The organism is Heyndrickxia sp. FSL W8-0423 (genome assembly GCF_038009395.1).
Lineage (GTDB): Bacteria > Bacillota > Bacilli > Bacillales > Bacillaceae_C > Heyndrickxia > Heyndrickxia sporothermodurans.
The window spans coordinates 3,603,702-3,628,832 of the sequence record NZ_JBBPBE010000001.1; the positions used below are offsets into that span (position 1 = coordinate 3,603,702).

The 25,131-nt window shown below is 35.5% G+C and carries 23 protein-coding genes and 1 riboswitch; of the genes, 2 read left to right on the forward strand and 21 right to left on the reverse strand.

What is annotated here, in order from left to right; all coding sequences use genetic code 11:
- Window positions 1-2: 2 nt before the first annotated feature.
- From MKY81_RS18480 to MKY81_RS18505, 6 genes are all read right to left on the reverse strand, one after another.
- On the reverse strand, window positions 3-461 hold the full coding sequence (locus tag MKY81_RS18480; protein WP_108070346.1) for a MarR family winged helix-turn-helix transcriptional regulator: 459 nt from the start codon (window positions 459-461) through the stop codon (window positions 3-5).
- Window positions 462-722: 261 nt separating this feature from the next.
- Window positions 723-947 (reverse strand): helix-turn-helix domain-containing protein, encoded by a 225-nt coding sequence (locus MKY81_RS18485; RefSeq protein WP_055739090.1) that lies wholly within the window; start codon window positions 945-947, stop codon window positions 723-725.
- Window positions 948-1,146: 199 nt separating this feature from the next.
- Window positions 1,147-1,599, reverse strand: coding sequence for an acyl-CoA thioesterase (locus MKY81_RS18490; RefSeq protein WP_066227106.1), 453 nt, complete (start codon window positions 1,597-1,599; stop codon window positions 1,147-1,149).
- A 129-nt stretch (window positions 1,600-1,728) separates the two neighbouring features.
- Window positions 1,729-2,496: a succinate dehydrogenase iron-sulfur subunit gene (gene sdhB, locus MKY81_RS18495; protein ID WP_066227103.1), complete on the reverse strand. Its 768-nt coding sequence runs from the start codon at window positions 2,494-2,496 to the stop codon at window positions 1,729-1,731.
- 68 nt (window positions 2,497-2,564) lie between these two features.
- Window positions 2,565-4,316 carry a succinate dehydrogenase flavoprotein subunit gene (gene sdhA, locus MKY81_RS18500; protein WP_108070345.1) on the reverse strand — a complete coding sequence of 584 codons (1,752 nt, stop codon included), beginning with the start codon at window positions 4,314-4,316 and terminating at the stop codon, window positions 2,565-2,567.
- Between the two features lie 55 nt (window positions 4,317-4,371).
- Window positions 4,372-4,983, reverse strand: a complete 612-nt coding sequence (locus tag MKY81_RS18505) for a succinate dehydrogenase cytochrome b558 subunit (RefSeq protein ID WP_341118512.1) — start codon at window positions 4,981-4,983, stop codon at window positions 4,372-4,374.
- A 335-nt stretch (window positions 4,984-5,318) separates the two neighbouring features.
- Between MKY81_RS18505 and MKY81_RS18510 the strand changes: the two genes are divergently transcribed.
- On the forward strand, window positions 5,319-5,771 hold the full coding sequence (locus tag MKY81_RS18510; protein ID WP_066227094.1) for a YslB family protein: 453 nt from the start codon (window positions 5,319-5,321) through the stop codon (window positions 5,769-5,771).
- 34 nt (window positions 5,772-5,805) lie between these two features.
- Here MKY81_RS18510 and MKY81_RS18515 read toward each other — a convergent pair whose 3' ends face one another.
- The 15 genes from MKY81_RS18515 to zapA all read right to left on the reverse strand — a co-directional run bounded on the left by MKY81_RS18515 (window position 5,806) and on the right by zapA (window position 24,039).
- Window positions 5,806-7,038, reverse strand: coding sequence for an aspartate kinase (locus MKY81_RS18515; RefSeq protein WP_066227091.1), 1,233 nt, complete (start codon window positions 7,036-7,038; stop codon window positions 5,806-5,808).
- 122 nt (window positions 7,039-7,160) lie between these two features.
- Window positions 7,161-7,344: riboswitch (Lysine riboswitch) on the reverse strand.
- Window positions 7,345-7,428: 84 nt separating this feature from the next.
- Window positions 7,429-9,204, reverse strand: coding sequence for an excinuclease ABC subunit UvrC (gene uvrC / locus MKY81_RS18520; RefSeq protein WP_066227086.1), 1,776 nt, complete (start codon window positions 9,202-9,204; stop codon window positions 7,429-7,431).
- Window positions 9,205-9,310: 106 nt separating this feature from the next.
- Window positions 9,311-9,625 carry a thioredoxin gene (trxA, locus tag MKY81_RS18525; RefSeq protein ID WP_066227084.1) on the reverse strand — a complete coding sequence of 105 codons (315 nt, stop codon included), beginning with the start codon at window positions 9,623-9,625 and terminating at the stop codon, window positions 9,311-9,313.
- A gap of 135 nt (window positions 9,626-9,760) precedes the next feature.
- Window positions 9,761-11,947, reverse strand: coding sequence for a heavy metal translocating P-type ATPase (locus MKY81_RS18530; protein ID WP_341118514.1), 2,187 nt, complete (start codon window positions 11,945-11,947; stop codon window positions 9,761-9,763).
- Between the two features lie 56 nt (window positions 11,948-12,003).
- Complete coding sequence (locus MKY81_RS18535; protein WP_341118515.1) at window positions 12,004-12,795, reverse strand: cytochrome c oxidase assembly protein; 792 nt, start codon at window positions 12,793-12,795, stop codon at window positions 12,004-12,006.
- A gap of 138 nt (window positions 12,796-12,933) precedes the next feature.
- Window positions 12,934-13,914 carry an electron transfer flavoprotein subunit alpha/FixB family protein gene (locus MKY81_RS18540; RefSeq protein ID WP_066227075.1) on the reverse strand — a complete coding sequence of 327 codons (981 nt, stop codon included), beginning with the start codon at window positions 13,912-13,914 and terminating at the stop codon, window positions 12,934-12,936.
- A 59-nt stretch (window positions 13,915-13,973) separates the two neighbouring features.
- Entirely contained in the window at window positions 13,974-14,747 is a 774-nt protein-coding gene (locus tag MKY81_RS18545) for an electron transfer flavoprotein subunit beta/FixA family protein (RefSeq protein ID WP_341118517.1), read from the reverse strand.
- A 133-nt stretch (window positions 14,748-14,880) separates the two neighbouring features.
- Window positions 14,881-15,654, reverse strand: a complete 774-nt coding sequence (locus tag MKY81_RS18550; RefSeq protein WP_066227068.1) for an enoyl-CoA hydratase — start codon at window positions 15,652-15,654, stop codon at window positions 14,881-14,883.
- A gap of 70 nt (window positions 15,655-15,724) precedes the next feature.
- Entirely contained in the window at window positions 15,725-16,306 is a 582-nt protein-coding gene (locus MKY81_RS18555; RefSeq protein ID WP_066227065.1) for a TetR/AcrR family transcriptional regulator, read from the reverse strand.
- 204 nt (window positions 16,307-16,510) lie between these two features.
- Entirely contained in the window at window positions 16,511-18,208 is a 1,698-nt protein-coding gene (locus MKY81_RS18560; protein WP_108070335.1) for an AMP-binding protein, read from the reverse strand.
- A gap of 298 nt (window positions 18,209-18,506) precedes the next feature.
- Window positions 18,507-18,914 (reverse strand): DUF350 domain-containing protein, encoded by a 408-nt coding sequence (locus MKY81_RS18565; protein ID WP_066227473.1) that lies wholly within the window; start codon window positions 18,912-18,914, stop codon window positions 18,507-18,509.
- A gap of 54 nt (window positions 18,915-18,968) precedes the next feature.
- Complete coding sequence (locus MKY81_RS18570; RefSeq protein WP_066227060.1) at window positions 18,969-21,323, reverse strand: endonuclease MutS2; 2,355 nt, start codon at window positions 21,321-21,323, stop codon at window positions 18,969-18,971.
- Between the two features lie 86 nt (window positions 21,324-21,409).
- A complete protein-coding gene (gene polX / locus MKY81_RS18575; RefSeq protein ID WP_066227056.1) occupies window positions 21,410-23,119 on the reverse strand; it encodes a DNA polymerase/3'-5' exonuclease PolX in 1,710 nt (569 codons plus the stop codon).
- 121 nt (window positions 23,120-23,240) lie between these two features.
- A complete protein-coding gene (locus MKY81_RS18580) occupies window positions 23,241-23,780 on the reverse strand; it encodes a CvpA family protein (RefSeq protein ID WP_066227053.1) in 540 nt (179 codons plus the stop codon).
- 4 nt (window positions 23,781-23,784) lie between these two features.
- Window positions 23,785-24,039: a cell division protein ZapA gene (gene zapA, locus MKY81_RS18585; RefSeq protein ID WP_066227050.1), complete on the reverse strand. Its 255-nt coding sequence runs from the start codon at window positions 24,037-24,039 to the stop codon at window positions 23,785-23,787.
- A 143-nt stretch (window positions 24,040-24,182) separates the two neighbouring features.
- Here zapA and rnhC point away from each other — a divergent pair, with 143 nt between their 5' ends.
- Entirely contained in the window at window positions 24,183-25,103 is a 921-nt protein-coding gene (gene rnhC / locus MKY81_RS18590; protein ID WP_066227047.1) for a ribonuclease HIII, read from the forward strand.
- Window positions 25,104-25,131: the final 28 nt, after the last annotated feature.

Genomic DNA, 25,131 nt, shown 5'->3' on the forward strand with positions numbered 1-25,131 from the left:
CCTCATTCTGCTTTCATTTCTTGATGTAATTTAATAAGGCTTTTCTTTAAATGAATAACCTCATCAACTGAAAAATTTACTAATATGTCTTGCAAATATCCTTGTCGTTTTTGGATGACTTCTTCAATCATCTTTTCGCCCTTCGCCAATAGGTGAATTCGTACCACTCTGCGATCGTGTGGGTCTTTTACTCGAACAACCAGTTCGTTTTTTTCCATACGGTCAATTAAATCGGTCGTCGTGCTAAAAGCCAAATACATTTTATTAGACAACTCACCAATGGTCATATCTCCGTCTTCAAATAACCATTGCAGAGCGACGAATTGGGGAGGTGTAATTGTATATTCACTAAGTAATTCTCTTCCCTTTTGTTTGATGATCGCTGCTATATACCGTAAATCTTTTTCTATAGCCGCCACATCCACTGCTGCGTGTATTTGTACATTTCCTTCATTATTCATTAATGAAGAACCCCCTATCAGTTAGAAGTCAAAGGTTAGAGGTTAGATTTGAAGAAAATGGCGTAATCCAATTGCTCATATTTCTATAAGAAAAACCTAACTTCATTGGCATCTTAAATTTATACGATGGTTTTTATTTAAAATCCACTAAAAATATTGTCACCTTTTTTTATTAAAAATTCAAGCATGATTTGTTTTATAGCAGTAACAATCTTTAATAATATGACAAAACCGACTGCTAATTAGCAGCCGGTTTTTCGGTTAAAGCTTTAACTCTCCCATGCGAAGAAGTTCAACCACAGCTTGAGAACGCCCCTTGACTCCAAGCTTTTGCATGGCATTGGAAATATGATTTCGAACTGTTTTTTCGCTAATAAACAATTCGCTTGCAATTTCTTTCGTCGTTTTATCTTGAACTAACAGCTCGAACACTTCTCTTTCTCTTTTTGTAAGCAGCGGTTTGTGTGTGAATTCGTTGTCCTTCAACTATTGTAACCCTCCTTGCCTTCGCCAGCTTTAAACCGCGGGGATGGGTATTTTGATTGTCAAATTATCATATGTGAGAGAAATAAGTAGAGTGACATCGTATTGGCAAGGAAGTGAAGAAAACAGCAAAAATGTGCAAATTATTTATATAATTTAAGGTTGTTACCTATATTTAATTCAAATTTCAACTTTCAGCAGCTTATCCATTTGAGATTAATTTTTCTTTTTCCTCTTCTGACCACGCAACCCCCTTGCCTGTCTTTTTAGAAATTTGCACCATTACTCCCCGTCCAACAAAACAAACATCATTTTGCTCATTAATTGCCATATAATGAAGATCAACAGAAGATGTACCGATTTTATTTGCTTTGACAAAAACTTTTAGTTTTTCATCAAAAAACACTTGACGAATATAATCACATTGTAAATCAGCAACTACCGGAATTGTTTCACTTTCTTCTTTTAACCAGTCTTGCATAAATTCTATTTGCTTTAAAAATTCGATTCGTGCTTCTTCAAAATATGTAAATGGAACGGTATTATTTAAATGGCCATACATATCTGTTTCGGAAAAGCGAACTTTAACAGGATGATAAAAAGTAAAACCCTTTTGCCATTCATGAACATCTTCAATATAAGAAATCTTCTTCATATAATTCTCCCCCTTTTGAAATGAATGAGTATTCATTCTCTTTTTATTATACCGAGAATATAAAATAGTTGAAAGAAAATTAAAAAGAAAAGCCTTCAAACATTTAGCTTGAAGGCCTTTCTTATATATTTAGTCTACCATATGATCGCTTCCGAAGAAGTTCTTAAACATTTGGAATGTCGTCGCTCTATTTAGGGAAGCAATAGACGTTGTTAAAGGAATACCTTTCGGGCAAGACTGCACGCAGTTTTGTGAGTTACCACAGTTAGCAAGTCCACCATCTCCCATAATTGCTTCTAAACGCTCATCTTTATTCATCGCACCCGTAGGATGGCTGTTGAATAAACGTACTTGTGAAAGTGGTGCAGGTCCAATGAAGTTAGATTTACTGTTAACATTCGGACAAGCTTCTAAACAAACCCCACATGTCATGCATTTAGAAAGTTCATATGCCCATTGACGTTTTTTCTCAGGCATACGTGGTCCTTCACCAAGATCATATGTTCCATCAATCGGAATCCATGCTTTAACCTTTTTCAAAGAGTCAAACATACGGCTTCGATCTACTTGGAGATCACGGATAACCGGGAATGTACGCATCGGTTCAAGACGAATCGGCTGTTCTAATTTATCGACTAGTGCAGAACATGACTGTCTTGGCTTCCCATTAATAACCATAGAACATGCGCCACAAACTTCTTCTAAACAGTTCATATCCCAAGTGACTGCAGTCGTTTTTTCGCCTTTTGCGTTAACTGGATTACGGCGAATTTCCATCAATGATGAAATTACGTTCATATTTGGACGATACGGTAATTCAAATTCTTCTTGATATGGAGTAGAATTTGGATTATCTTGACGAGTTATAATAAAGCGTACCGTTTTTTGTTCACTCATCCTTATTTCTCCTCTTTCATTATAGTATAGTCACGTTTACAGGCTTATCGCTTTAACATTAATACGTATTAATGTTTCTTAGTATAGTCACGTTCACGAGGCTTAATAAGGGATACATCTACATCCTCATAGCTAAATTTCGGAGTATTAGTAGAAGCATCGAAATCAGCCATAGTAGTTTTTAACCATTCTTCATCATTACGTTTAGCAAAATCAGGTTTGTAATGAGCACCGCGACTTTCATTACGATTTAATGCACCAATCGTAATTACACGAGCTAGATGCAGCATATTTTTTAATTGGCGTGTAAATGTTGCCGCTTGGTTACTCCATTTTGCCGTATCATTCACGTTAATATTATTGTAACGTTCCATTAATTCAAGAATTTTATCATCCGTTTTTTGAAGACGATCATTGTAACGAACAACAGTTACATTATCAGTCATCCATTCCCCAAGTTCTTTATGAAGAAGATATGCATTTTCCGTACCATTTAAGGATAAGATATTATTCCATTTATCTTCTTCTTTTTTAACAGCTTTATCAAAGATAGAAGAGGATAAGCTATCTGTGCTTTTTTCTAATCCATCAATATAATTAACTGCTTCAGGACCTGCAACCATACCGCCATAAATAGCAGATAATAATGAGTTTGCACCTAAACGGTTAGCACCATGTTGTGAATAATCACACTCACCTGCTGCAAATAATCCTTGAATTTTCGTATGTTGTTTATAGTCAACCCATAAACCGCCCATTGAGTAGTGAACTGCAGGGAAGATTTTCATAGGTACTTTATGTGGATCTTCACCTACGAACTTTTCGTAAATTTCAATGATTCCACCAAGTTTTACATCAAGCTCATGCGGATCTTTATGTGAAAGATCAAGATAAACCATGTTTTCTCCATTGATTCCAAGCTTCATATCTACACATACGTTAAATATTTCACGTGTAGCGATATCTCGAGGTACTAGGTTTCCGTAAGCAGGATATCTCTCCTCTAAGAAATACCAAGGTTTACCGTCTTTATATGTCCAAACCCGTCCACCTTCACCACGTGCAGACTCACTCATTAAGCGCAGTTTGTCATCACCAGGAATTGCTGTAGGATGGATTTGAATAAATTCACCATTAGCATAGGTTGCACCTTGTTGGTAAACAATAGATGCAGCTGAACCAGTATTAATAATTGAGTTAGTAGATTTACCAAAGATAATTCCAGGACCACCTGAAGCGACGATAACCGCATCCGCTTCAAAAGATTGAATTTCCATTGAAGTAAGATTTTGGGCAACAATTCCTCGGCAAACTCCTTCATCATCCTTAACAATACCTAGGAATTCCCATCCTTCGAACTTATTCACAAGTCCAGCTACTTCATGACGACGAACCTGTTCATCAAGTGCATATAATAATTGTTGTCCTGTCGTTGCACCTGCAAATGCTGTACGGTGATGTTGCGTTCCACCGAAACGACGGAAATCAAGTAAACCTTCTGGTGTACGGTTAAACATTACACCCATACGATCAAATAAATGAATAATTCCAGGAGCAGCATCACACATTGCTTTAACTGGCGGTTGATTTGCTAAGAAATCTCCGCCATAAACTGTATCATCAAAATGAATCCATGGTGAATCTCCTTCACCTTTCGTATTCACCGCACCATTAATTCCACCTTGTGCACATACAGAGTGAGAACGTTTTACTGGTACTAATGAAAATAAGTCCACTTGTTTTCCTGCTTCTGCTACTTTTATTGTTGACATCAAGCCGGCTAAGCCTCCACCGACTACGATGATTTTTCCTTTACTCACTCAAGACTCACTCCTTCTTTAAACATGTTTACGAACATGATTGTTTCGCTTTGTCTTATACAAAAGCGAAGATAGCACGAATACCGATAATTGATAATACAACAAATATAACTAATACAACATAAGATGTAATTTGTTGTGAACGTGGTGATTGAGTAATTCCCCAGCTAACACAGAAAGACCATAATCCATTAGAGAAATGGAATGTTGTCGCAATTAGGCCAATTATGTAAAATGCGATCATCCAAGGATTAGAGAAAACATTCTCCATTAAACTAAAATCAAGAGTTGCATTTCCTAAAGCCGCTTGAATTCTAGTTTCATAAACGTGCCACGCAAGGAAAATCAAAACAATTACACCAGAAATTCGTTGGAATAAAAACATCCAATTTCGAAAATAGCCTAATCTACTCGTATTGTTTTTTGCTGTGAATGCAATATATAGTCCATAAATTGCGTGAAACAGCAAAGGTAAATAAATTACAATGATTTCAACGAAAATGAGGAATGGAAGACTTTCCATAAAGCCTACGGCATTGTTAAATGATTCCTCTCCGCCTGTAGCAAAATGGTTCACAACTAAGTGGACAATTAAAAAGATACCAATTGGCACAACACCTAGTAATGAATGCAATCTGCGATTTAAAAACTCACGATTTCCGGCCACATTTTACCCCCCTTAATAATAAAAGCGTGTGCATAGCAAAATTATTCAAAATTAGATTTTGAATACCATGCAATTTCATAACAATTATGTGACATATCCATTTTACTCCCGCACTAGGTAAGCGTCAAGGAAACGGATACACGAATTCGACAAAAAAAGGGATGCTTTTTTGCTGTTTCAAACATGTAAATCATTGATAATACATTAAATTTCTCCAATATATAGTTTGTCTCAAATTTTCCGAAAAAATTTAAATCAAATAACTTACCAAAATTTATATTAAACTGAAATAAAATTTTGTATATAATATAACTATAGAGAAAGAGGGGAATTACGTGAAATCTTCTGCAGAATTAGAAATAAATACGGAAAATAATGAACTTTCCATTCCGGCGTTCGGTTATGAATTAATTCGCGATATATTATTACCCGAAATATTAGGGAAAGAAACTCCGGATATTCTTTATTGGTCAGGTAAGCTACTAGCTCGAAAATTCCCACTTATGTCGATAAATGAAATCATATCTTTTTTTGATGAAGCAGGTTGGGGAAACCTTCGAATTACAAAAGACGAAAAAAAAGGAATGGAATTGGAACTAACAAGTCCATTAATTAGTCGGCAAATTGAATTGAAAACAGAATCAAGTTTTAAACTTGAAGCCGGTTTTTTAGCCGAACAAATTCAATCACAGAAAAAAGTAAGAACAGAAGCATATGAAGAAATCGTTAAACGTCATAAAAAAGTTAAAATTATTGTGCAATGGGATCTAAAAGATACGGATGTTTAAGAAAAGCCTAGGATTTCCTAGGCTTTTCTTTCTTTTATTTTACCTCTAGTTCAACCTTCTCAAGCTCAAATGCGGTATGTAGAGCTTGTGTTGCTTCTATCATATATTTTTCTTCTATTACCGTAGATACTTTAATTTCTGATGTACTAACCATTTTTATTTCAATATTATTAATGGATAGAATGTCAAACATTTTAGCGGCAACTCCCGGATTTGAAATCATCCCTGAACCAATGATTGAGACTTTTGCAAGACCCGATTCATATTCAAAATTATCGAATCCTAAAGATTCTTGATTTTGCTCCAGTATCTCAATCGTATCACGTAAATCATCATTTTTTATTGAAAATGAGAGATAGGCATCTTCCCCTTCCGTTTGATTTTGGATAATAATGTCAACATTAATATTTTGTTTAGCTAATTTTGTGAATATCGTTGATAAGTATTTAAATCCATTTTTTAACCCAAAAATAGTGATTCTCGTAATTTTGTCCTCAAAAGCTACACCACGAACAATTAAACTTTTTTCCATTGTTACTTCCTCCTCAATGTTTGTTCCAGGTTCTCTTACTAAGCTCGAACAAACTTCTAACGGTATTTGGTAATTTTTAGCGAATTCGACAGCTCTGGCATGTAAAACCCCCGCTCCAAGATTTGCAAGTTCTAACATTTCATCATAGGAAATTGCGCCTAATTTTCGAGCATGAGGAATATATCGCGGATCAGAAGTATAAACACCAGTCACATCCGTATAAATTATACATTTCTCAGCTTTCAGCGCTGCGGCTAATGCGACTGCTGTTGTGTCGGATCCTCCTCTTCCTAATGTGGTAATTTCGCCATCAGTCGTGACACCTTGAAACCCCGCTACAATAACGATTTGATCATTTTGTAATTGATTCATAATTTTTTGTGGATTAATATCAATGATTCGAGCATTGCTATGTACATCTTCTGTTAAGATATTCGCCTGCCAACCTGTGAAGGATATAGACGTATGACCTAGTTCAGCGAGTGCCATCGATAATAGGGAAATAGTAATTTGTTCACCTGTTGAAAGCAGCATATCCATTTCTCTTTTACTTGGATAGGACGAAATTTCTTTTGAAAGCTTCACGAGTTGATCCGTTGTTTTTCCCATTGCCGAAACGACAACAACTACTTGATTGCCTTTCTTTTTTTCATCAATAATTCGGTTAGCTGTATTTTTTATTCTATTTACATCCCCAACTGAGGTTCCACCAAATTTAAGTACGATTCGCGCCAACAATTTTCGCCTTCTTTCAAAATTATGTTTTTACTGCTACTCGCCTATTTCGCATAAAAAAAGCAATGAGATACCTATCTCATTGCTTTAGGAGACGTAATATACAGATTACGAATAGCCTTATGCGAGATAGCTCTCCAAGATGTACCACACATCTTGACAGTCCAGCATTTCTTAAATGCTTAGACCAGCAAAAACAGGAATGAGCCTTGTTTTTGCTTCGGCAAAACTCCCTTTCAAAGCTTTTCATCGAATCTCATACTTCTCCAAGCCTCTACTCTTTAGTTTCGCACCTCTACCCTTATTTTAAAATAAAAGTTAGATTTAATTTTAAGTCATTATAACACATTAAAATTTACTTGACTATCCTTACTTTCCACAGTTTTCAAATTATTGTGCATCTAGCTTTTCTTTCAATGCTTTCGCTGATGCTTGTGGGATGCCAAGTTCTAAAAACTCTTCGATTGGTGCCTCTTTCATTTTTTTCATTGATCCAAAATGGCGAAGTAACTGTTTCTTTCTTTTCGGACCTATTCCTGCAATGTCATCTAACATCGATTGAAACGCATTTTTGCCTCTAAGCTGACGGTGGAATGTAATTGCAAATCGATGAACCTCATCTTGAATTCTTTGTAAAAGGTAGAATTCTTGACTGTTTCTTGCAAGTGGTACAATCTCCAATGGATTCCCAGACAATAGTTGCGAGGTTTTATGTTTTTCATCCTTTGCCAATCCGGCTAGCGGGATCGTTAACCCAAGTTCATTTTCTAAAATATCCCGTGCCGCTTCTATTTGACCTTTACCACCATCAATAATGATCAAATCGGGAAGCGGCAGCTCCTCACGCAATGCCCTGCCATATCTTCTTCTAACGACTTCTCTCATCGATTCATAGTCATCCGGACCTTGAACTGTTTTTATTTTATACTTTCGATACTCTTTCTTTTCCGGCTTTCCATCAACAAATACAACCATTGCAGAAACTGGATTTGTTCCTTGAATATTCGAATTATCAAAAGCCTCAATGCGATGTGGCGTATAAATACCCATTGCTTCGCCAAGATTTTCGACCGCTTTAATTGTCCGTTCTTCATCACGTTCGATTAAGGCAAATTTTTCTTTTAAAGCGACGGCTGCATTTTTTTCGGCCAGCTTTATTAATTCTCTTTTTTGTCCCCTTTTTGGTTGAATCACTTTTGTTTCTAATAATTGATTTGCTAGATCTGAATCTACTTTTTCCGGTAGTAAAACTTCTTTAGGTTTAAAGTGATTCGGCATTAAATAAAATTGTCCGAGGAAGGATAAAAATTCCTCTTCCGGTTCATCATAAAAAGGAAACAGTGAAACATCCCGTTCAATTAGCTTTCCTTGACGGATAAAAAAGACTTGAACACACATCCACCCTTTATCAACAGCAAAACCAAATACATCTCTATCTGTGAAATCATTCATGGTGATTTTTTGTTTTTCCATTGTAGTTTCAATATTGATGATTTGGTCTCTATATTCTTTTGCTCGTTCAAATTCTAAGTTTTCGGCAGCATCTTCCATCTTTTTCGTAAGCTCTTGTTTTATTTCTTTATAACCACCATTTAAAAATCGGCTAATGTCATCCACTATTTCTTTATATGTTTCTTCCTTTACTTCATTCACACACGGTGCAAGGCATTGTCCTAAGTGATAATACAAACAAACGCGATCAGGCAATGTTGAGCATTTTCTGAGAGGGTAAATTCGATCTAATAATTTCTTTGTTTCATTTGCTGCTTGAACATTCGGGTAAGGTCCAAAGTATTTGCCCCTATCACGTTTTACTTTTCTTGTCGTTATCAATTTAGGATGTCGTTCATGTGTCAGTTTAATATAAGGATAAGTTTTATCATCTTTTAACATGACATTGTATTTTGGGTCGTGCTTTTTAATTAAATTAATTTCTAAGATGAGTGCTTCAATATTAGATGAGGTAATTATATATTCAAAGTCTTCAATTTCACTAACAAGCCTTTGTGTTTTCCCATCATGTGAGCCAGTAAAATAAGATCTAACACGATTTTTTAATATTTTTGCCTTCCCAACATAGATGATTGTCCCTTGTCTGTCTTTCATTAAATAACAGCCTGGCTGATCTGGAAGGATTGCCAATTTATTTTTAATTCTTTCATTCATACTTTTTACCCCTTTTTCAATATCGATGGGTTATTTTTGGAATGTGGAATTGGTGGGGAGAAATTGTTTAAAAAATCCGAGTCAGTGTAGACTCGGATTATATTTATTAAAGATGCTTGTTCACTAATTCAACTAATGCTTCTTTTGGTTGGTAGCCGATTACTTTATCTACTTCTTGGCCATCTTTCATTAAGATGAGTGTCGGGATACTCATTACACCATATTTACTTGCAGTTTCTTGGTTTTCATCAACATCAAGTTTAACGATTTTGACTTTATCTCCCATTTCACTATCTAATTCTTCAAGTACTGGTGCAATCATTTTACATGGTCCACACCATGTAGCCCAAAAATCTGTTAGTACTAATCCTTCAGAAGTTTCTGAAGAAAAATTTTGATCAGTTGCATGTGTAATTGCCATTGAATTACAACCTCCTATGAAAACTGTATTACAAATTCTAACGCAAGTATAACATCGTTCTTTTTCATATGCTAATGATTTGTTTCTATTTTAAACTTCCCACAACTTTTTTTGTTATGCATATTCCTAAATGGATTATATTCTTATATTTTTTAACCTTAGTGAATTTAAAACAACGGAAACAGAGCTAAAAGCCATCGTTGCACTTGCAAACCATGGGGGCAATACACCCGTTATAGCAAGTGGGATACTAATAATATTATAAATAAACGCCCACACGAAATTTTGCTTAACATTCAACATTGTTTTTTTGCTAATAATAATCGCATCGGCTATTCGATTTAAATCATTGTTTAACAATGTTATGTCACCGGAATCAACGGCAATATCTGATCCATTCCCCATTGCCATCCCTATATTTGCAACTGTTAGTGCGGGTGCATCATTAATTCCATCACCCACCATGATTACACCTTGTCCTTTATTTTGATAATTTTTGATTAACTCCGCTTTCATTTGCGGAGTAACTTCAGCTTGAAAATGCTCAATTCCAGCTTTTTTCGCTACTAATTTTGCTGTGTTTTTATTATCACCAGATAGCATCGATACGGAAAGCCCCAACTTTTTTAGTCTTGCTATTGCCTTTTCAGAAGTATCCTTCATTTCATCTGCGACTGCAATCATTCCTTGAAGCTGCTCCTCCATTGAAACAAGGACAACGGTTTTCCCTTCGTCCTCCAGTCCCTTAACATCTTTTTCAATATCCTTGAATGTACTATTTCCTTGTTTTTTAAAATACGAGGGGTTCGCAATGACAATTTGTTTTCCATCTACAGTTGCTTTAACTCCATGACCCGGAATTGTTGTTGCGCTCCCAATATTCGGGATTAAATCCACCCGTTTTTCGACATCTTTAACAATCGCTTTTGCAATTGGGTGGTTCGTGTTTTTTTCTATTGCTCCAATTAATTGGAGAAATAGTTTTTCTTCTAAATTTCGCACCATTATATCTGTAACTGCTGGTTCACCTTTTGTAATTGTTCCTGTCTTATCAAGGACAACCATGTTGTTTTTTGAAAGGAGTTCAATCATTTTCCCCTCTTTAAAAAGGATACCTAATTGGGCAGCTCTTCCGCTTCCAACCATTATTGATGTTGGGGTTGCCAATCCTAATGCACAAGGACAAGAAATAATTAATACAGCTATCGCTTTCTCAATTGCATCTCCCATCTGTCCAGGATTTAAATTTACGTACCATAATAAAAAGGTTGCAATCGCAATGATGATAACGATAGGAACAAAAATTCCGGTAAATTTATCCGCAATATGTTGGATGGGTGGCTTGGAAATTTGAGCTTCTTCTACAATTCCAATAATTTTTGATAGAATTGTTTCTGATTCTTTTTTCGTTGCTTTTATTTTCAATACGCCATTTTCATTGATCGTTCCAGAATAAACATTATTACCAATACTTTTTTCAACCGGAATGCTTTCCCCTGTTAACATTGCTTCATTAACTGTTGATGTCCCTTCAACAACCTGTCCATCAATTGGAATTTTTTCACCCGGTTTAACGAGTAGTACATCACCTGGAACAATTTGATGGATAAACGTTTCCGATTCTTCCCCGTTCTCGTACTTTATTGCTGACTTTACTTGTAATTGATTCAGCTTTTTTATTGCATCCATTGTCTTTCTCTTCGTTTTAGCTTCCATTAATTTTCCTAATAAAACAAACGTAATGATTAAAACACTCGTTTCATAATGGAGCCCATTATTATTTGATGGTGTAAATGTTAAGAAGTGACTATAAAAATAAGCGGCAGTGGTACTTAAGACTACCAATACATCCATATTTGCCTGTCGATTTTTAATTGCACTCCATGCTCCTTCATAAAAAGGATAAGCAATAATAAATTGGACAGGTGTGGCGAGTGTTAGTTGAAACAAAGGATTTAGAAAAATCTCCGGAATTGGTATAAATGAAAGATTCATATGTGACAACATTGTCCAAATTAGTGGGATTGAAAGAATCGCGGAGATGATAAATTTCCACGTTAACCGAACCATTTCCTTTCTTTTTGATTCGGTAGAATGACTTGTATTTCTGGAAATAATCGGTTCAAATCCAATTTTTTTTATTTTATTTAAGATTTGAAGTTTACTTGTTTGATTAGGGTCAAACATCACTCTTCCTTTTTCGGTTGCTAAATTAACATTAACTTTTAGTACGCCGTCCATTTTCGTAACTACTTTTTCGATTCTCGTTGCGCATGCACTACAATGCATCCCTTTAATATCTATTTGCATTGATTCAACCATACATTTCACCCAACTTTAGCCCATATTTATTACTAGTTTATTTTTATAAATATGGACTAGAACCGTCGTTTAAAAAAGAAATCGATGATACATATCGTTTCCTGCTTATTCATTTCTAACTTTGCCAAACTTCTTGCGCATAGAAAACTAGATTTATGAATAAAAAACATAAGAATTCCGGCAATTTGTTGATCAAGTTGGATGTCTATCATTGGTTTAAAAAATTCAACATTTATACTTGGTGGAATACATAAATTGATCATTTGGTTCAGTAAGGGGTTAGTCTCTTGAACAGGAAGCATGATTAACAAAAGGCAAGCTGGTGTAATAAGCCACACATTAATCTTTTTATAAGAAGCTTCAAAACAAATATTTTGCTGTTTTTTTGAGAATATATATGGTGCCCACTTTAGCAAGGCAAGGATGAATAAAATCCATATGGATAGATCGTGATAAATTTTGTGAGAAGTGATAAAGGTAAAAACAACGGGAAGATGGTAAATATATAGGAAAAAGGAAAAGAGAATGATAAAAAAATAAGAATCTATTTTTATATGCTTTAGTAATGAATGGCTTACCTTTTGATAAAATGTTGTTGTCATTCCTAGTAAAAGGAACTGAGGAACAATAAAATATAATAGACTAATTTGTAGCATATGGGTTGTGAAAGTCAAATGACTAATTGTACGAAGAGGAGAACCTTGTAATAAATACAATAGAATCATTCCACCACTAAAAAGGATGAACTGATTTAGCTGCCTTTTTCCTGTAAAAAAATAGGAAAGTCCAATAATTAAAACACAAATAATAAGAAAAGGAATATTCCATTTTAATTGTTGGGAAATCATCATTTGATAGGTCAATCTTGCTAATCCCTCCCTTAACAAAACACCTTCCTTTCTATTTTATTGAACAAGTATTGTCCTAGATTACGAAAAAATAAAAAACAGAGAAAGAAAAATTCTTTCTCTGCCAAGTGTTATTTATTATGAAGATGCTACTTTTAATTTTTTGAATTCCTCTGTTAGCATTGGTACAACCTCGAACAAATCTCCTACAATCCCATAATCGGCTACTTTGAAGATATTCGCTTCAGGATCTTTATTAATGGCAACAATCACTTTCGAGTTAGACATTCCAGCTAAATGTTGAATAGCTCCTGAAATACCACATGCAATATACAGATCTGGAGTAACTACTTTACCTGTTTGGCCGATTTGTAAGGAATAATCGCAATAATCTGCGTCACATGCACCACGTGAAGCACCAATTGCACCACCAAGTACATTCGCTAATTCTTTTAATGGTTCGAAACCATCTGCACTCTTAACTCCACGTCCCCCAGCAATGACAACCTTTGCTTCTGATAAGTCAACACCTTCACTCGCTTTACGTACAACTTCTTTAATAATTGTACGAAGATCTTTAATTTCGGCTGTGACTTTGCTAACATCACCAGTCCTGGACTCATCCTTTTCTAAAGGTGCAATGTTATTCGGACGAACGGTTGCAAAGATCACTCCGTCAGTAACAATTTTCTTTTCAAATGCCTTTCCGGAATAAATTGGTCTAGTAAAAACTAAATTTCCACCAGCAACCTCCACATCAGTAGCATCTGAAATTAATCCTGTTTCTAATTTACTTGCGATTTTTGGTGATAAATCTTTTCCAAGCGCTGTATGGCCAAATACGATTCCGTCAGGTTTTTCGGAATCAACTACAGCCATAAAAGCTTGAGAAAAACCGTCTGAAGAGTATTGACTTAATTTTTCATCTTCAACAACAACGACACGATCGGCACCGTATTGGATTAGTTCTTGTCCTAAAGCGTTTACATTATCACCTAATAAAACAGCAACTACTTCTCCACCTTCAGCAACCGTTTTTCCTGCTGCGATAGCTTCAAAAGAAACATTACGTAATGATCCGTCACGAACTTCTCCCAGTACTAACACTTTTCTAGCCATTTGAATTACCTCCTGTAAGTGAACATAGATTGGTCAATTGTTTGAAACTAAATTGAAAATTAAACGACTTTTGCTTCTTTATGAAGAAGATTAACAAGTTCGCTAACTTGATCTGTTAATTCACCTTCAAGAATACGACCCTCTTCTTTTTTAGGCGGCAAAAATACTTCAATCGTTTTCGTTTTTGCTTCTACATCATCTTCATCAAGATCTAGATCATCTAATTCTAATTCTTCTAACGGTTTTTTCTTCGCTTTCATTATTCCCGGCAAGGAAGGGTATCTTGGTTCATTTAAACCTTGTTGCGCAGTCACTAATAAAGGTAATTTTGTTTCAATTACTTCCGAGTCACCTTCCACATCACGAACAACTGTGACATTTTCGCCATTTATCTCTAATTTTGTAATCGTTGTCACATACGGTATACCTAGAAGATCCGCAACACGTGGGCCAACTTGTCCTGAACCTACATCAATGGCAACATTTCCACCAATAATTAAGTCGGCTTCTTTATCTTTTAAGTATTCAGCAAGAATTTTTGCCGTTGAAAATTGATCAGCATGTTCCAAATCGTCTTCAGTATTGATTAGAACTGCTTTATCTGCCCCCATAGCAAGTGCTGTACGTAACTGTTTCTCCGCTTCCTCACTCCCAACAGATACAACAGTTACTTCACCACCATGTTCATCACGAACTTGTATCGCTTCTTCAACGGCATATTCATCATAAGGATTGATAATGAATTCGGCACCATCTTCATTAATCGATCCATTCGAGATCGTAATTTTTTCCTCTGTGTCAAATGTTCTTTTCAAAAGTACGAAGATATTCATGTGAGTCCCTCCTAGAATTTAAAAACATTTCATTTGTTTTAAAGATTTTGAATTTTAACCTTAGTTGAAAGACTAATGTAAACTGCAAATATTTCCTTCAACAATTTAAATTTATTTGAAAGGGCAATGCCCTTTACTCACCTTTAAAATGCGGCTCTCTTTTTTCAATAAATGCTCTGATCCCTTCCTGGCCATCTTTTGAACTGAAAACTTCGCCAAATAATTCAGATTCACGTTTTACACCATCGTAAAACTGATTCGTTTTTCCATAGTTTAATAGTTCAATTGCAGCCTTAATGGATACAGGACTTTTCTTAGCGATTTTCTCTGCTAATTCTTTCGCTTTATTTAATAATTCTTCATCAGAATAAGCATGGTTGGCAAGTCCCCATTTGACAGCTTCGTCACCTGTTATCGGTTCACTCGTAAAAAGCATTTCAGCCGCTTTTGCCATCCCAACATATCTCGGTAATCTTTGAGTTCCGGCAAATCCGGGAACTAAACCTAATTGAAGTTCAGGTAAACCTAGCTTGGCATTTTGCGTTACTAAACGAATATGACATGCCATAGCTAATTCCAAGCCACCGCCTAATGCGGCACCATGTATTGCTGCAATAATTGGTTTAGGGAACCTTTCCATTCTTTCGAAAAGGGTTTGACCTTTTTCACCCAAACTTCCGAAATCATCGCTCGATTGAATGGTCGTAAATTCTTTAATATCAGCACCTGCAGAAAAGAAGCGTCCTTCCCCGTGAAGAACTAAAACTCTAGTGTCAAAGTCATCCTCTATTTGGTCAAGAAGTTGTGATAATTCTTCTATTAGTGCCGAACCTAAAGCATTTGCCGGCGGCCGATTAATCGAAATGAACGCTACCTGATTTTCTTTCTTTATTTGTATGTACTCCATTTCCATCCCCCTTGCCGTTTTGTTATGCGTGAATCGGTGAGATTGTTGCTTCCCACCGATATGACATTTTTTATGCTCCAAAACCATTGATAAGCAATTGTTGAACTGCCGGAGCAAGTGCAACTAAATCATATTTTTCCTCATTCATTACCCATGTTGTCACGGTTTCATCAATCGTACCAAAAATCATTTGGCGAACTAAGCGTACCTCAATATCCTTTTTGAATTCACCGGTTTCTATCCCGTGATAAATGATCTTATCGACTAATTTTAAGTACCCTTTTAACACTTCATTTATTTTCAAACGAAGTTCTTTATTCGATTGACGGAGCTCTAGCTGGGTAACGATGGCCAATTGATGGTCGTCTGACAAAATTTTGAAATGACTTTCAACCATTACTAATAACTTCTCCGCAGCTGTCCGTTTTCCTGCTATTTCTTCATCAATTTTTTCGATAAACATTCCCATTTTCTCTTGAAACAATGAAATGAGGATATCTTCTTTATTCTTAAAATATAAATAGATTGTCCCATCTGCAACACCTGCTTGCTTCGCAATCTTGGAAACTTGTGCTTGATGATAACCATTTTCGGCAATCACTATAACTGCTGCATCAATGATTTGTCTGTATTTCGGTTTATTTGTTTTCATATATAACCTACACCACACCTTTCAATTTAAAGCGAGAGGTGAAGGTCAAAATGCTTTCCCACAATAATTAATTCCACACACTCTCATTTTCTTTTAAAAAATGAATGACCATTCATTCATAGTTTTATAATAATGTGAAACACATTCTCTGTCAAGCAACTTCTTAAAAAAGTGAAGAGCCACGCACGGCTCTAGAAAATTAGCTTACCCTAATTTGTCGTCTTTTTCGAGCTTTTTGCGTTCTTCATCTATTAATGAGCGTCTTAAAATTTTTCCGACTGCTGTTTTTGGCAATTCATTCCTAAATTCATACAATCTAGGCACCTTATATGCGGCTAAATATTTTCGAGAAAATTTATTTAATTCTTCTTCAGTTACTTTTGCGTTTTCTTTTAATACAACATAGGCTTTTACAGTCTCTCCTCTATACGGATCAGGTATACCAGCTACGACAGCCTCTTGGATATCAGGATGCTCATATAAAACTTCCTCAATTTCACGAGGATATATATTATAACCACCCGCAATGATAATATCTTTTTTCCGATCCACGATATAGAAATATCCTTGTTCATCCATGTAACCCACATCGCCAGTAAATAACCAGCCATCTTTTAATACTTGCTCAGTCTCTTCCGGTCGATTCCAATAGCCTTTCATCACTTGTGGGCCTTTAACTGCGAGTTCTCCTATTTCACCCGCCGGTAAAGGCTTTCCATCCTCCAATGAAAAAATTGCAGCATCCGTATCTGGCCACGGAACGCCAATACTTCCTTTCACCCTTTCTCCTGACCATAAAAAATTGGCATGAGTAATTGGTGAGGATTCGGATAAACCATATCCTTCAACTAATTTTCCACCAGTAACCTTTTCAAATTTTTGCTGTACTTCAATTGGTAAGGCTGCTGAGCCGCTTACACATGAATTAATGGATGATAAATCGTATTTTTCAATATTTGGATGATTTAATAAACCAATATAAATTGTTGGAGCACCAGGAAATATTGTTGGTCGCTGTTTTTGAATCGTTTTTAATGTAGTTTCTGCATCAAATTTAGGGAGTAATACCATTTTATATCCTTGCATGACTGAAAGCAGTAAGACAGCTGTCATTCCATAAACATGGAAGAATGGTAATAGGCCCAGAACCGTTTCTTCTCCCTTTTTTGCCTTATAAATCCAAGCATCACACATAGATGCATTTGCAATTAAGTTTTTATGAGTTAACATAACACCTTTTGGAAAACCCGTCGTCCCACCTGTATATTGTAACAACGCGAGATCGTTTTCAAAATCAAATTCATTTTCTAACGGAATGGCCTGCATATCAGTTAGTATTCTCTTTAATAGATGATGGTTACCTTCATGATTAATATTCACGGCTATCCCTGTTTGTTTCTTTTGAATAAAGGGATATATTAAGTTTTTCGGGAAAGGCAAATAATCTTTGACAGCGGTTACAATTATATGTTTGATTGATGTTTTTCCCATCACTTTACTCACTCGGGGGAATAAAATATCCAATGTTAAAATAACTTCTGCTCCTGAATCTTCCATTTGATATTCCAATTCTCTTTCTGTATAAAGAGGATTTGTCTGTACTACAACTCCTCCTGCATATAATACTCCAAAATAACCGATAACTGATTGTGGACCATTTGGCAGCATTATAGCAACTCTGTCGCCTTTTTTTATTCCTAGTTTTCTTAAATAATTTGCAAATTTTAGTGCGGATTCATAAATTTCCTGATACGTAATATTTTTTCCCATAAAATGAACGGCTATTTTATTTGAGTAATTCTTCGCTGCTTCCGTTAAATAAGAATGGACCGGTTTTTCTTCATATGATAACGTTGCCGGTATTTCCTTTGGATACTGTGACAGCCAAGGCTTTTGTTCCATATGTCCCCTCCTCAAATGGTGTTAGAAAATTTTCACTTATTACTCTATTATAGACTATTACGTAAATGGTTACAATTTGAAATGAATAGAAAATGAATCATTGTTCATTTTTTATTCATTTCCGCTACAGGTCCTTGACTATAAAAAAAGACTGAGCACACAAATGTCAGTCTTTCATTATTATTTATGTCATTATGACATAGATTATACCCACTACTAAGAAACATGCACATACAGCGAGTAAAACTTTTGCTAATGTTTCCATTTGCTTATCTCACCTATTTCCTTCCAAGTTACCTTATGAAATGCTTTCTCCAACAACAAATGATAATCCAATTGAAATTATCATCGAAATTAAGCCAACTGCTCGATTATCCTTTTCAATTTCAACATCTATTTTAAACTTTGGGGTCAAAAATTCATAGATAAAATATCCTATTAGTAGCAATAGGAATCCGTAAAATCCCCATCCTATCATGACAAAAAGAGAATCATGATGTTGTATTGAATATCTGAAAATATTGGCAATCCCGAAAATCTTTCCTCCAGTTGCCATTGCTACCGCAACATTACCCTTTTTAATCTCTTCCCAATTTCGATACTTTGTAACGATTTCAAATATGACTAAAAACACAACCATACATAAAACTACGACACTATAATATCCTGCTGTTAAAACAAAGGGATTTTCCCAAAAATGGTTCATCATCACTCATTGACTCCTTAATATCTCGAATAGGTTTTCGGTAAAGGTATGTCTTTACTTAAATTCAACGACAGTAATTCCGCTTCCGCCTTCACCTGCATCACCTAATCTTATACGTTTTACCGAGCGATGATGTTTCAAATATTCTTGAACTCCTTGACGAAGTGCCCCTGTTCCTTTTCCGTGAATAATTGATACACGCGGGTAGCCTGCTAATAATGCATCATCAATATACTTTTCTACCTTAAGTAGGGCGTTCTCGTATCTTTCACCACGTAGGTCAAGCTCTAATCCGACATGATAATCTTTACCCTTCACAGTTGCAAGAGGCTTTGTTTCAACTTTTTGCTGTGATTGGATAAATTCCATGTCGGATTCCTTTACTTTCATTTTCATAATTCCCATTTGTACTTGCCATTCTTCATCATTAACTTTTTCCAGTAAGTGGCCTTTTTGATTAAAACTAATGACTTTCACTTCATCTCCGGGAACAAATTGATGCTTTTTATTTACTGATTTTTTAACTGATTTCTTTTCAAGTGTAGGTACAGCATCTGCCAAACGTTTTCGTGCTTCAATTAACTCGTGTTCCTTTATCACTGCTTGGTTATTGAGTCGCATCTTACGTAAAGAACGGATAATTTCTTCCGCTTCTTCTTTTGCTTCCTCAATGACCTTCGCCGCCTTTAATTCCGCCTTTTCAAACATTTTGTCTCGTTGTTCGTAAAATTCGATCATTTGTTTTTGTAAATCTTTATGGAGCTTTTCGGCATCTTTTAAATAGTCGAGTGCTTCTTGGTGTTCTCTTTCGGCTTCGCGTTTGCTTTTTTCTAAAGAAGCAATCATATTTTCCACTTGATTCGTATCCGCACCAATATATGATTTGGCATGTTGAATGACATGTTCAGATAACCCTAATCGTTTCGAAATTTCAAACGCATTACTTCTTCCGGGTACACCAATCAATAGTCGATAAGTTGGACTTAACGTTTCCACGTTAAATTCAACACTTGCATTAATCACTCCTTCTCGATTATACCCATATGCCTTTAGCTCAGGATAATGAGTAGTAGCAACCACTTTTGCCCCTCGTCCGTACACTTCGTCCAAAATTGAAATTGCCAGCGCTGCACCTTCCTGTGGATCGGTTCCAGCACCTAATTCATCGAAGAGGACAAGGCTTTCATGATCAACATGCTTCAAAATATCTACAATATTTACCATATGGGAGGAGAAGGTACTTAAGCTTTGCTCGATCGATTGTTCATCACCAATATCAGCGAATACTTCTTTAAATACAGAGACTTCAGAACCATCCAAAGCAGGAATTTGTAATCCGGCTTGTGCCATTAATGTACAAATCCCTATTGTTTTAAGTGTAATGGTTTTTCCACCTGTATTTGGCCCCGTTATAACAATAGAAGTATAGTCTTTCCCTAAGGTGATATCATTTGCAACTGCTTCATCGATAGGCAATAACGGATGTCTTGCTTTATTTAATTGGATAATCCCTTGATTGTTTATGATTGGCTTTGTCGCTTTAATTGTTTTTCCGAAGCGTGCTTTTGCAAAGATAAAATCAAATTCTCCCATGATTTCGACCATGGTAGCTAACTCATCACCCGAATCAGCAACTTCTGCTGATAATTCGCTTAATATCCGTTCAATTTCTTGTTGTTCCTTCATATGAAGTTCTCTTAACTGATTATTCAGTTCTACGACAGATTGCGGCTCAATAAAAAGGGTTTGTCCAGATGCTGATTGATCATGAACGATTCCACCATAATTAGATCGATATTCTTGTTTTACAGGAATCACGTAACGATCATTTCTTATTGTTATGATTGCATCAGAAAGCATTTTGGCAGCATTTCGAGAACGAATCAAGCTTTCAAGTTTTTCACGAATTCTACTTTCATTTGAACGTAATTTTTGACGGATTTGTCGCAACGTTTCACTCGCTCCATCAAGAACTTCTCCATTTTCATCAATCGCGTTTTTAATTTTGTGTTCAAGTGGTGTAAGAATCGTGATTTGTTCCGCCTTTTCTTCAAGAATCGGAATCTCAACTGCATTTTCAAGCAAACCTTCGATAAATCTTTTCATTGTTCGCGCTGCATAAATAGTGCTGGCGGTTTGAACTAATTCCATAGCATTTAATATCCCGCCAATTTGAGCCCTTTTTATATGTGGTCGAATATCGTAAATCCCTGTTAACGGTGCATGACCTTTTAGCCGAAGTACATGGCTGGCCTCATCTGTTTCTGCCTGTATTTCCAATACCTCATCGTATGAGGAAGATGGAACTAATTCACGTATTTTAGCTTGTCCAAGTGACGAGGATGCATGCTCCAAAAGCAATTCTTTAATTTTGTTAAATTCTAATGTTTTAAGTATTTTTTCTTGCATAACAAGTTGCAAGCCTCCTATTTCTCGAGGTTAGAGGTGAAAGGATGAAAAGATGTTTCCGATCTCAACCTATAACCATTACCATTTTAACGATGTTTATTCCCCAAAAATTTCAATAGTTCCTCTGGTTCCATCGCATTAATTACTGTATCTTTTTCAATCCAACCCTTTCTTGCCGTACCTACACCATATTCCATATAATCTAGGTTTTTTATATTATGTGCATCTGTGTTTATGACTATTTTCACGCCATTTGCTTGCGCTTTTCGAACATTTTCCGCTGCTAAATCGAGTCGATTAGGATTCGCATTTAATTCAAGAACCGTATTCGTTTCCTTTGCTAATTCAATTAGTAAATCTATATCAACGCTGTAGCCTTGCCTTCTCTCAATTAAGCGCCCGGTTGGATGAGCTATAATATCAACATGAGGATTATTCAAAGCAGTCTTTAATCTTTCCATAATTTTTGATTTTGGCTGGTTAAAATTAGAATGAATGGAAGCGATAACGATATCCAATTCCGCTAATACTTCATCTTCAAAATCAAGTGTACCATCCGGGAGAATATCCATCTCAATCCCGGATAATATGAGGATATCATCATATTTCTCATTTAATTTTCTAATTTCTGCATTTTGTTCTCTTATTCTTTCCACTGTTAATCCATTCGCTACTTTTAAATATTTCGAGTGGTCTGTAATAGCCATATATTTATAACCCTTTTGCCTACAAGCATTTACCATTTCTTCCAAGGAATTTGCTCCGTCAGACCAAGTCGTATGCATATGTAGATCACCGATAATATCATTTAATGAGATTAATTGTATATCGGAAGTAAAATCATCCACTTCATTGCCATCTTCTCGAATTTCCGGTGGAATATATGGCAATCCGAAATGGTGAAAAAATTCCGTTTCATTGGCAAACGTAAGTACTTCACCTGTTTTTAGGTTTTCAACACCATATTCACTAATTTTCTCCCCACGTTTTTTGGCGAGTTGACGCATTCGTACATTATGTTCTTTTGAACCTGTAAAATGATGCAATGTGGTAGCAAATTCTATAGGATGGACGAGACGAATATCTATATTAACTGTATCTGCAACACAGAGGGTAACTTTCGTATCTCCATCAGCAATTGCCTCAGATACTTCAAATAATCGAAATAACTGTTCTTTAACTAGTTTTGGTTCTACCGTTGCAATTACATAATCTAAATCCTTCATCGTTTCTTGTACTCTTCTTAAACTTCCTGCTCGAGAAAATTGAATGACATTATCCATGGTAGATAATACCTCATCAAATAGTTCAATATATTTCAACATATATGGAATCGAAAAGCGACTAGGTTTTAAACCAAATTCCTCAATTGATTTCAAAATTTTATCTTCCGTTTTTGGTCCGAATCCTTTTAATTTTTGGACTAAGCCCTCTTCACATGCATCTTTTAGTGAATTAACGTCTGTAATTCCTAATTCATGATACAAAGCAGCAATTTTTTTCCCTCCTAATCCCGGAAGTTGGAGGAGCGGGATCAATCCGGTTGGCAGCTCGTCCTGCAAACTTTTAAGTAGTGTGGACTTTCCCGTTTCGATAAATTCCTTTATTACTTCTGCGGTACCTTTTCCAATTCCCTCAATAATTGTAAAGTCTTCTATTTCACTTAAACTTCTACGATCAGCCTCCAAGCTCTTAGCCGCTTTGCGATAAGCCGAAACCTTAAAGGAATTTTCTCCTTTTATTTCTAAATAAATAGCTATATGTTCTAATAATCGAATAATCGACTTTTTATCCATAACAAATTCAATCTCCTTTCTGTCGAAGAAAGCTCTTATGCTTGTATATTTACATATATACTAGCAAAAATGATTTGAAAAGGCATGTAAAAAGAAAAAACTTCCCCATGAAGAGAAGTTTCTACGAAATATTGCTAATCCACCAGTTTTCAATTTGATTTGAAAGTATTGGCGTATTTTTAATTATTCCTTTGGCAATAAATGATTGATCAAGTGCATGTTGAATCGATTCGATCGGAAGCAGGGCTCCAATATATAAGATGATGAAGATAATTAAATAAACTTCGAGAAAGCCTAATATGCCCCCAGCCCAAACATTTAATTGTTTTAAGATCGGAATACGTGCAACAAAATCTAGTGCCGATCCAATAATGTGTAAAATAATTTTTGTTGCAAAGAAAATAATAGCAAAAGCAATTGCCCGATAATAGGCATCTTCTAGATTTAATCCACTTAATAACATGGATATCGATTTGTTTTCATCCAATGCCGGATACGGTATCCATAGTTTAAGATGTGGTGCTAAATCTTTAAAATACATATACGCTACAGCAAATGCAATAATAAAACCGGTAATATGAATGAGTTGAAGAATAAATCCTCTCTTCAGACCAACAAAAAATCCAATGATTAAGATTAATAGAATAACTAAATTAACCATGACTTCAGTCCTTTAATTGTTGAAGTTGTTTTTCGAGAATCTCTATTTTTTCCTGCAATTTTAAATAATCATGTACGGCGTTTACAGCTGTTAAAACAGCAAGTTTACTAGTATCTAATGAGGGGTTTTGGGACCTAATATCACGCATTTTCTCATCAACTAATGAGGCAACATGGCGTATATGATTTGCCGAATCCGTACCGACAATAGTATATTGCTGTCCATATATTCCGACCGTTATGCGATTTTTTTCAGTCAATCTTTTTTGCCCCCTCGGTTTAAAAATCCTATTGTTTATAATAACATGGAATGAATAAGTTGGAAAGATTTTGTCCATTAATGTCGAAAGTATCTAATTTCGTATACAACATATTATATAATTACTTAATGGAGGTTGTTCATATGTCAAACACTGTCATAAAAGTTTCCCATGAAATGATAAATAAAATGAAGGATTATTATTCACAGTCACTCCTTGAAAAAAATCCACCTGGAGCAATTTTTACTGCTAAACAAAATGGCTGCACGATTACAGCTTACCGATCAGGAAAGGTTATGTTCCAAGGAAATTTCCATTCCGATGAAGCTAGTAAATGGGGAGAAGCTTCAACAATCCCAAAAAAGACAAAGGTAAATAAAACATCTGGAAAACCGTTACCGCCCGACATTTCAACAATGTCACTGATTGGCTCTGATGAAGTAGGAACAGGTGATTATTTTGGACCTATCACAGTTGTTAGTGCCTATGTTAAAAAGGAACAAATCCCTTTGCTGAAGGAGTTGGGCGTAAAGGATTCTAAAGATCTTTCCGACCCCCAAATTGTAACGATCGCCAAGGATTTGCTTCACGCCATTCCTTACAGTCTATTAATATTACATAATGAAAAATACAATCAATTGCAAGCAAGTGGAATGACACAAGGTAAAATGAAAGCATTATTACATAACAAAGCATTGAATAATCTTTTGAAAAAAATACCCGAAAAACCCGAAGCAATTTTGATTGATCAATTCGTTGAAGCAGATACGTATTATCGTCATTTAAAGGGACAAAAGGAAATTTGCACCGAAAATGTTTACTTTAGTACGAAAGGAGAAAGTGTCCATCTAGCAGTAGCAGCAGCCTCTATCTTAGCAAGATATGCATTTATAAAAGAATTTGATAAATTAAGTGAAAAAGCAGGATTCACCTTACCAAAAGGGGCAGGACACCAGGTCGATAAGGCTGCTGCACGATTAATTAAAAAGAAAGGCCGTCCTGCTTTAAAAGATTTTGCTAAAATTCATTTTGCAAATACTGAAAAAGCATTAAAGCTAATATAAAAAAAACGCGGAAGTTCCGCGTTTTTTT

Excerpts from the sequence above, each read along its gene's own strand:
- MKY81_RS18480 (WP_108070346.1), bottom strand. The coding sequence starts at position 461 with ATGAATAATGAAGGAAATGTACAAATACACGCAGCAGTGGATGTGGCG.
- MKY81_RS18490 (WP_066227106.1), bottom strand. The coding sequence starts at position 1,599 with ATGAAGAAGATTTCTTATATTGAAGATGTTCATGAATGGCAAAAGGGT.
- sdhB (WP_066227103.1), bottom strand. The coding sequence starts at position 2,496 with ATGAGTGAACAAAAAACGGTACGCTTTATTATAACTCGTCAAGATAAT.
- uvrC (WP_066227086.1), bottom strand. The coding sequence starts at position 9,204 with ATGAATGAAAGAATTAAAAATAAATTGGCAATCCTTCCAGATCAGCCA.
- trxA (WP_066227084.1), bottom strand. The coding sequence starts at position 9,625 with ATGGCAATTACACATGCAACTGATCAAAATTTTTCTTCAGAAACTTCT.
- MKY81_RS18530 (WP_341118514.1), bottom strand. The coding sequence starts at position 11,947 with ATGGTTGAATCAATGCAAATAGATATTAAAGGGATGCATTGTAGTGCA.
- MKY81_RS18535 (WP_341118515.1), bottom strand. The coding sequence starts at position 12,795 with ATGATTTCCCAACAATTAAAATGGAATATTCCTTTTCTTATTATTTGT.
- MKY81_RS18540 (WP_066227075.1), bottom strand. The coding sequence starts at position 13,914 with ATGGCTAGAAAAGTGTTAGTACTGGGAGAAGTTCGTGACGGATCATTA.
- MKY81_RS18545 (WP_341118517.1), bottom strand. The coding sequence starts at position 14,747 with ATGAATATCTTCGTACTTTTGAAAAGAACATTTGACACAGAGGAAAAA.
- MKY81_RS18550 (WP_066227068.1), bottom strand. The coding sequence starts at position 15,654 with ATGGAGTACATACAAATAAAGAAAGAAAATCAGGTAGCGTTCATTTCG.
- MKY81_RS18555 (WP_066227065.1), bottom strand. The coding sequence starts at position 16,306 with ATGAAAACAAATAAACCGAAATACAGACAAATCATTGATGCAGCAGTT.
- MKY81_RS18560 (WP_108070335.1), bottom strand. The coding sequence starts at position 18,208 with ATGGAACAAAAGCCTTGGCTGTCACAGTATCCAAAGGAAATACCGGCA.
- MKY81_RS18565 (WP_066227473.1), bottom strand. The coding sequence starts at position 18,914 with ATGAACCATTTTTGGGAAAATCCCTTTGTTTTAACAGCAGGATATTAT.
- MKY81_RS18570 (WP_066227060.1), bottom strand. The coding sequence starts at position 21,323 with ATGCAAGAAAAAATACTTAAAACATTAGAATTTAACAAAATTAAAGAA.
- polX (WP_066227056.1), bottom strand. The coding sequence starts at position 23,119 with ATGGATAAAAAGTCGATTATTCGATTATTAGAACATATAGCTATTTAT.
- MKY81_RS18580 (WP_066227053.1), bottom strand. The coding sequence starts at position 23,780 with ATGGTTAATTTAGTTATTCTATTAATCTTAATCATTGGATTTTTTGTT.
- rnhC (WP_066227047.1), top strand. The coding sequence starts at position 24,183 with ATGTCAAACACTGTCATAAAAGTTTCCCATGAAATGATAAATAAAATG.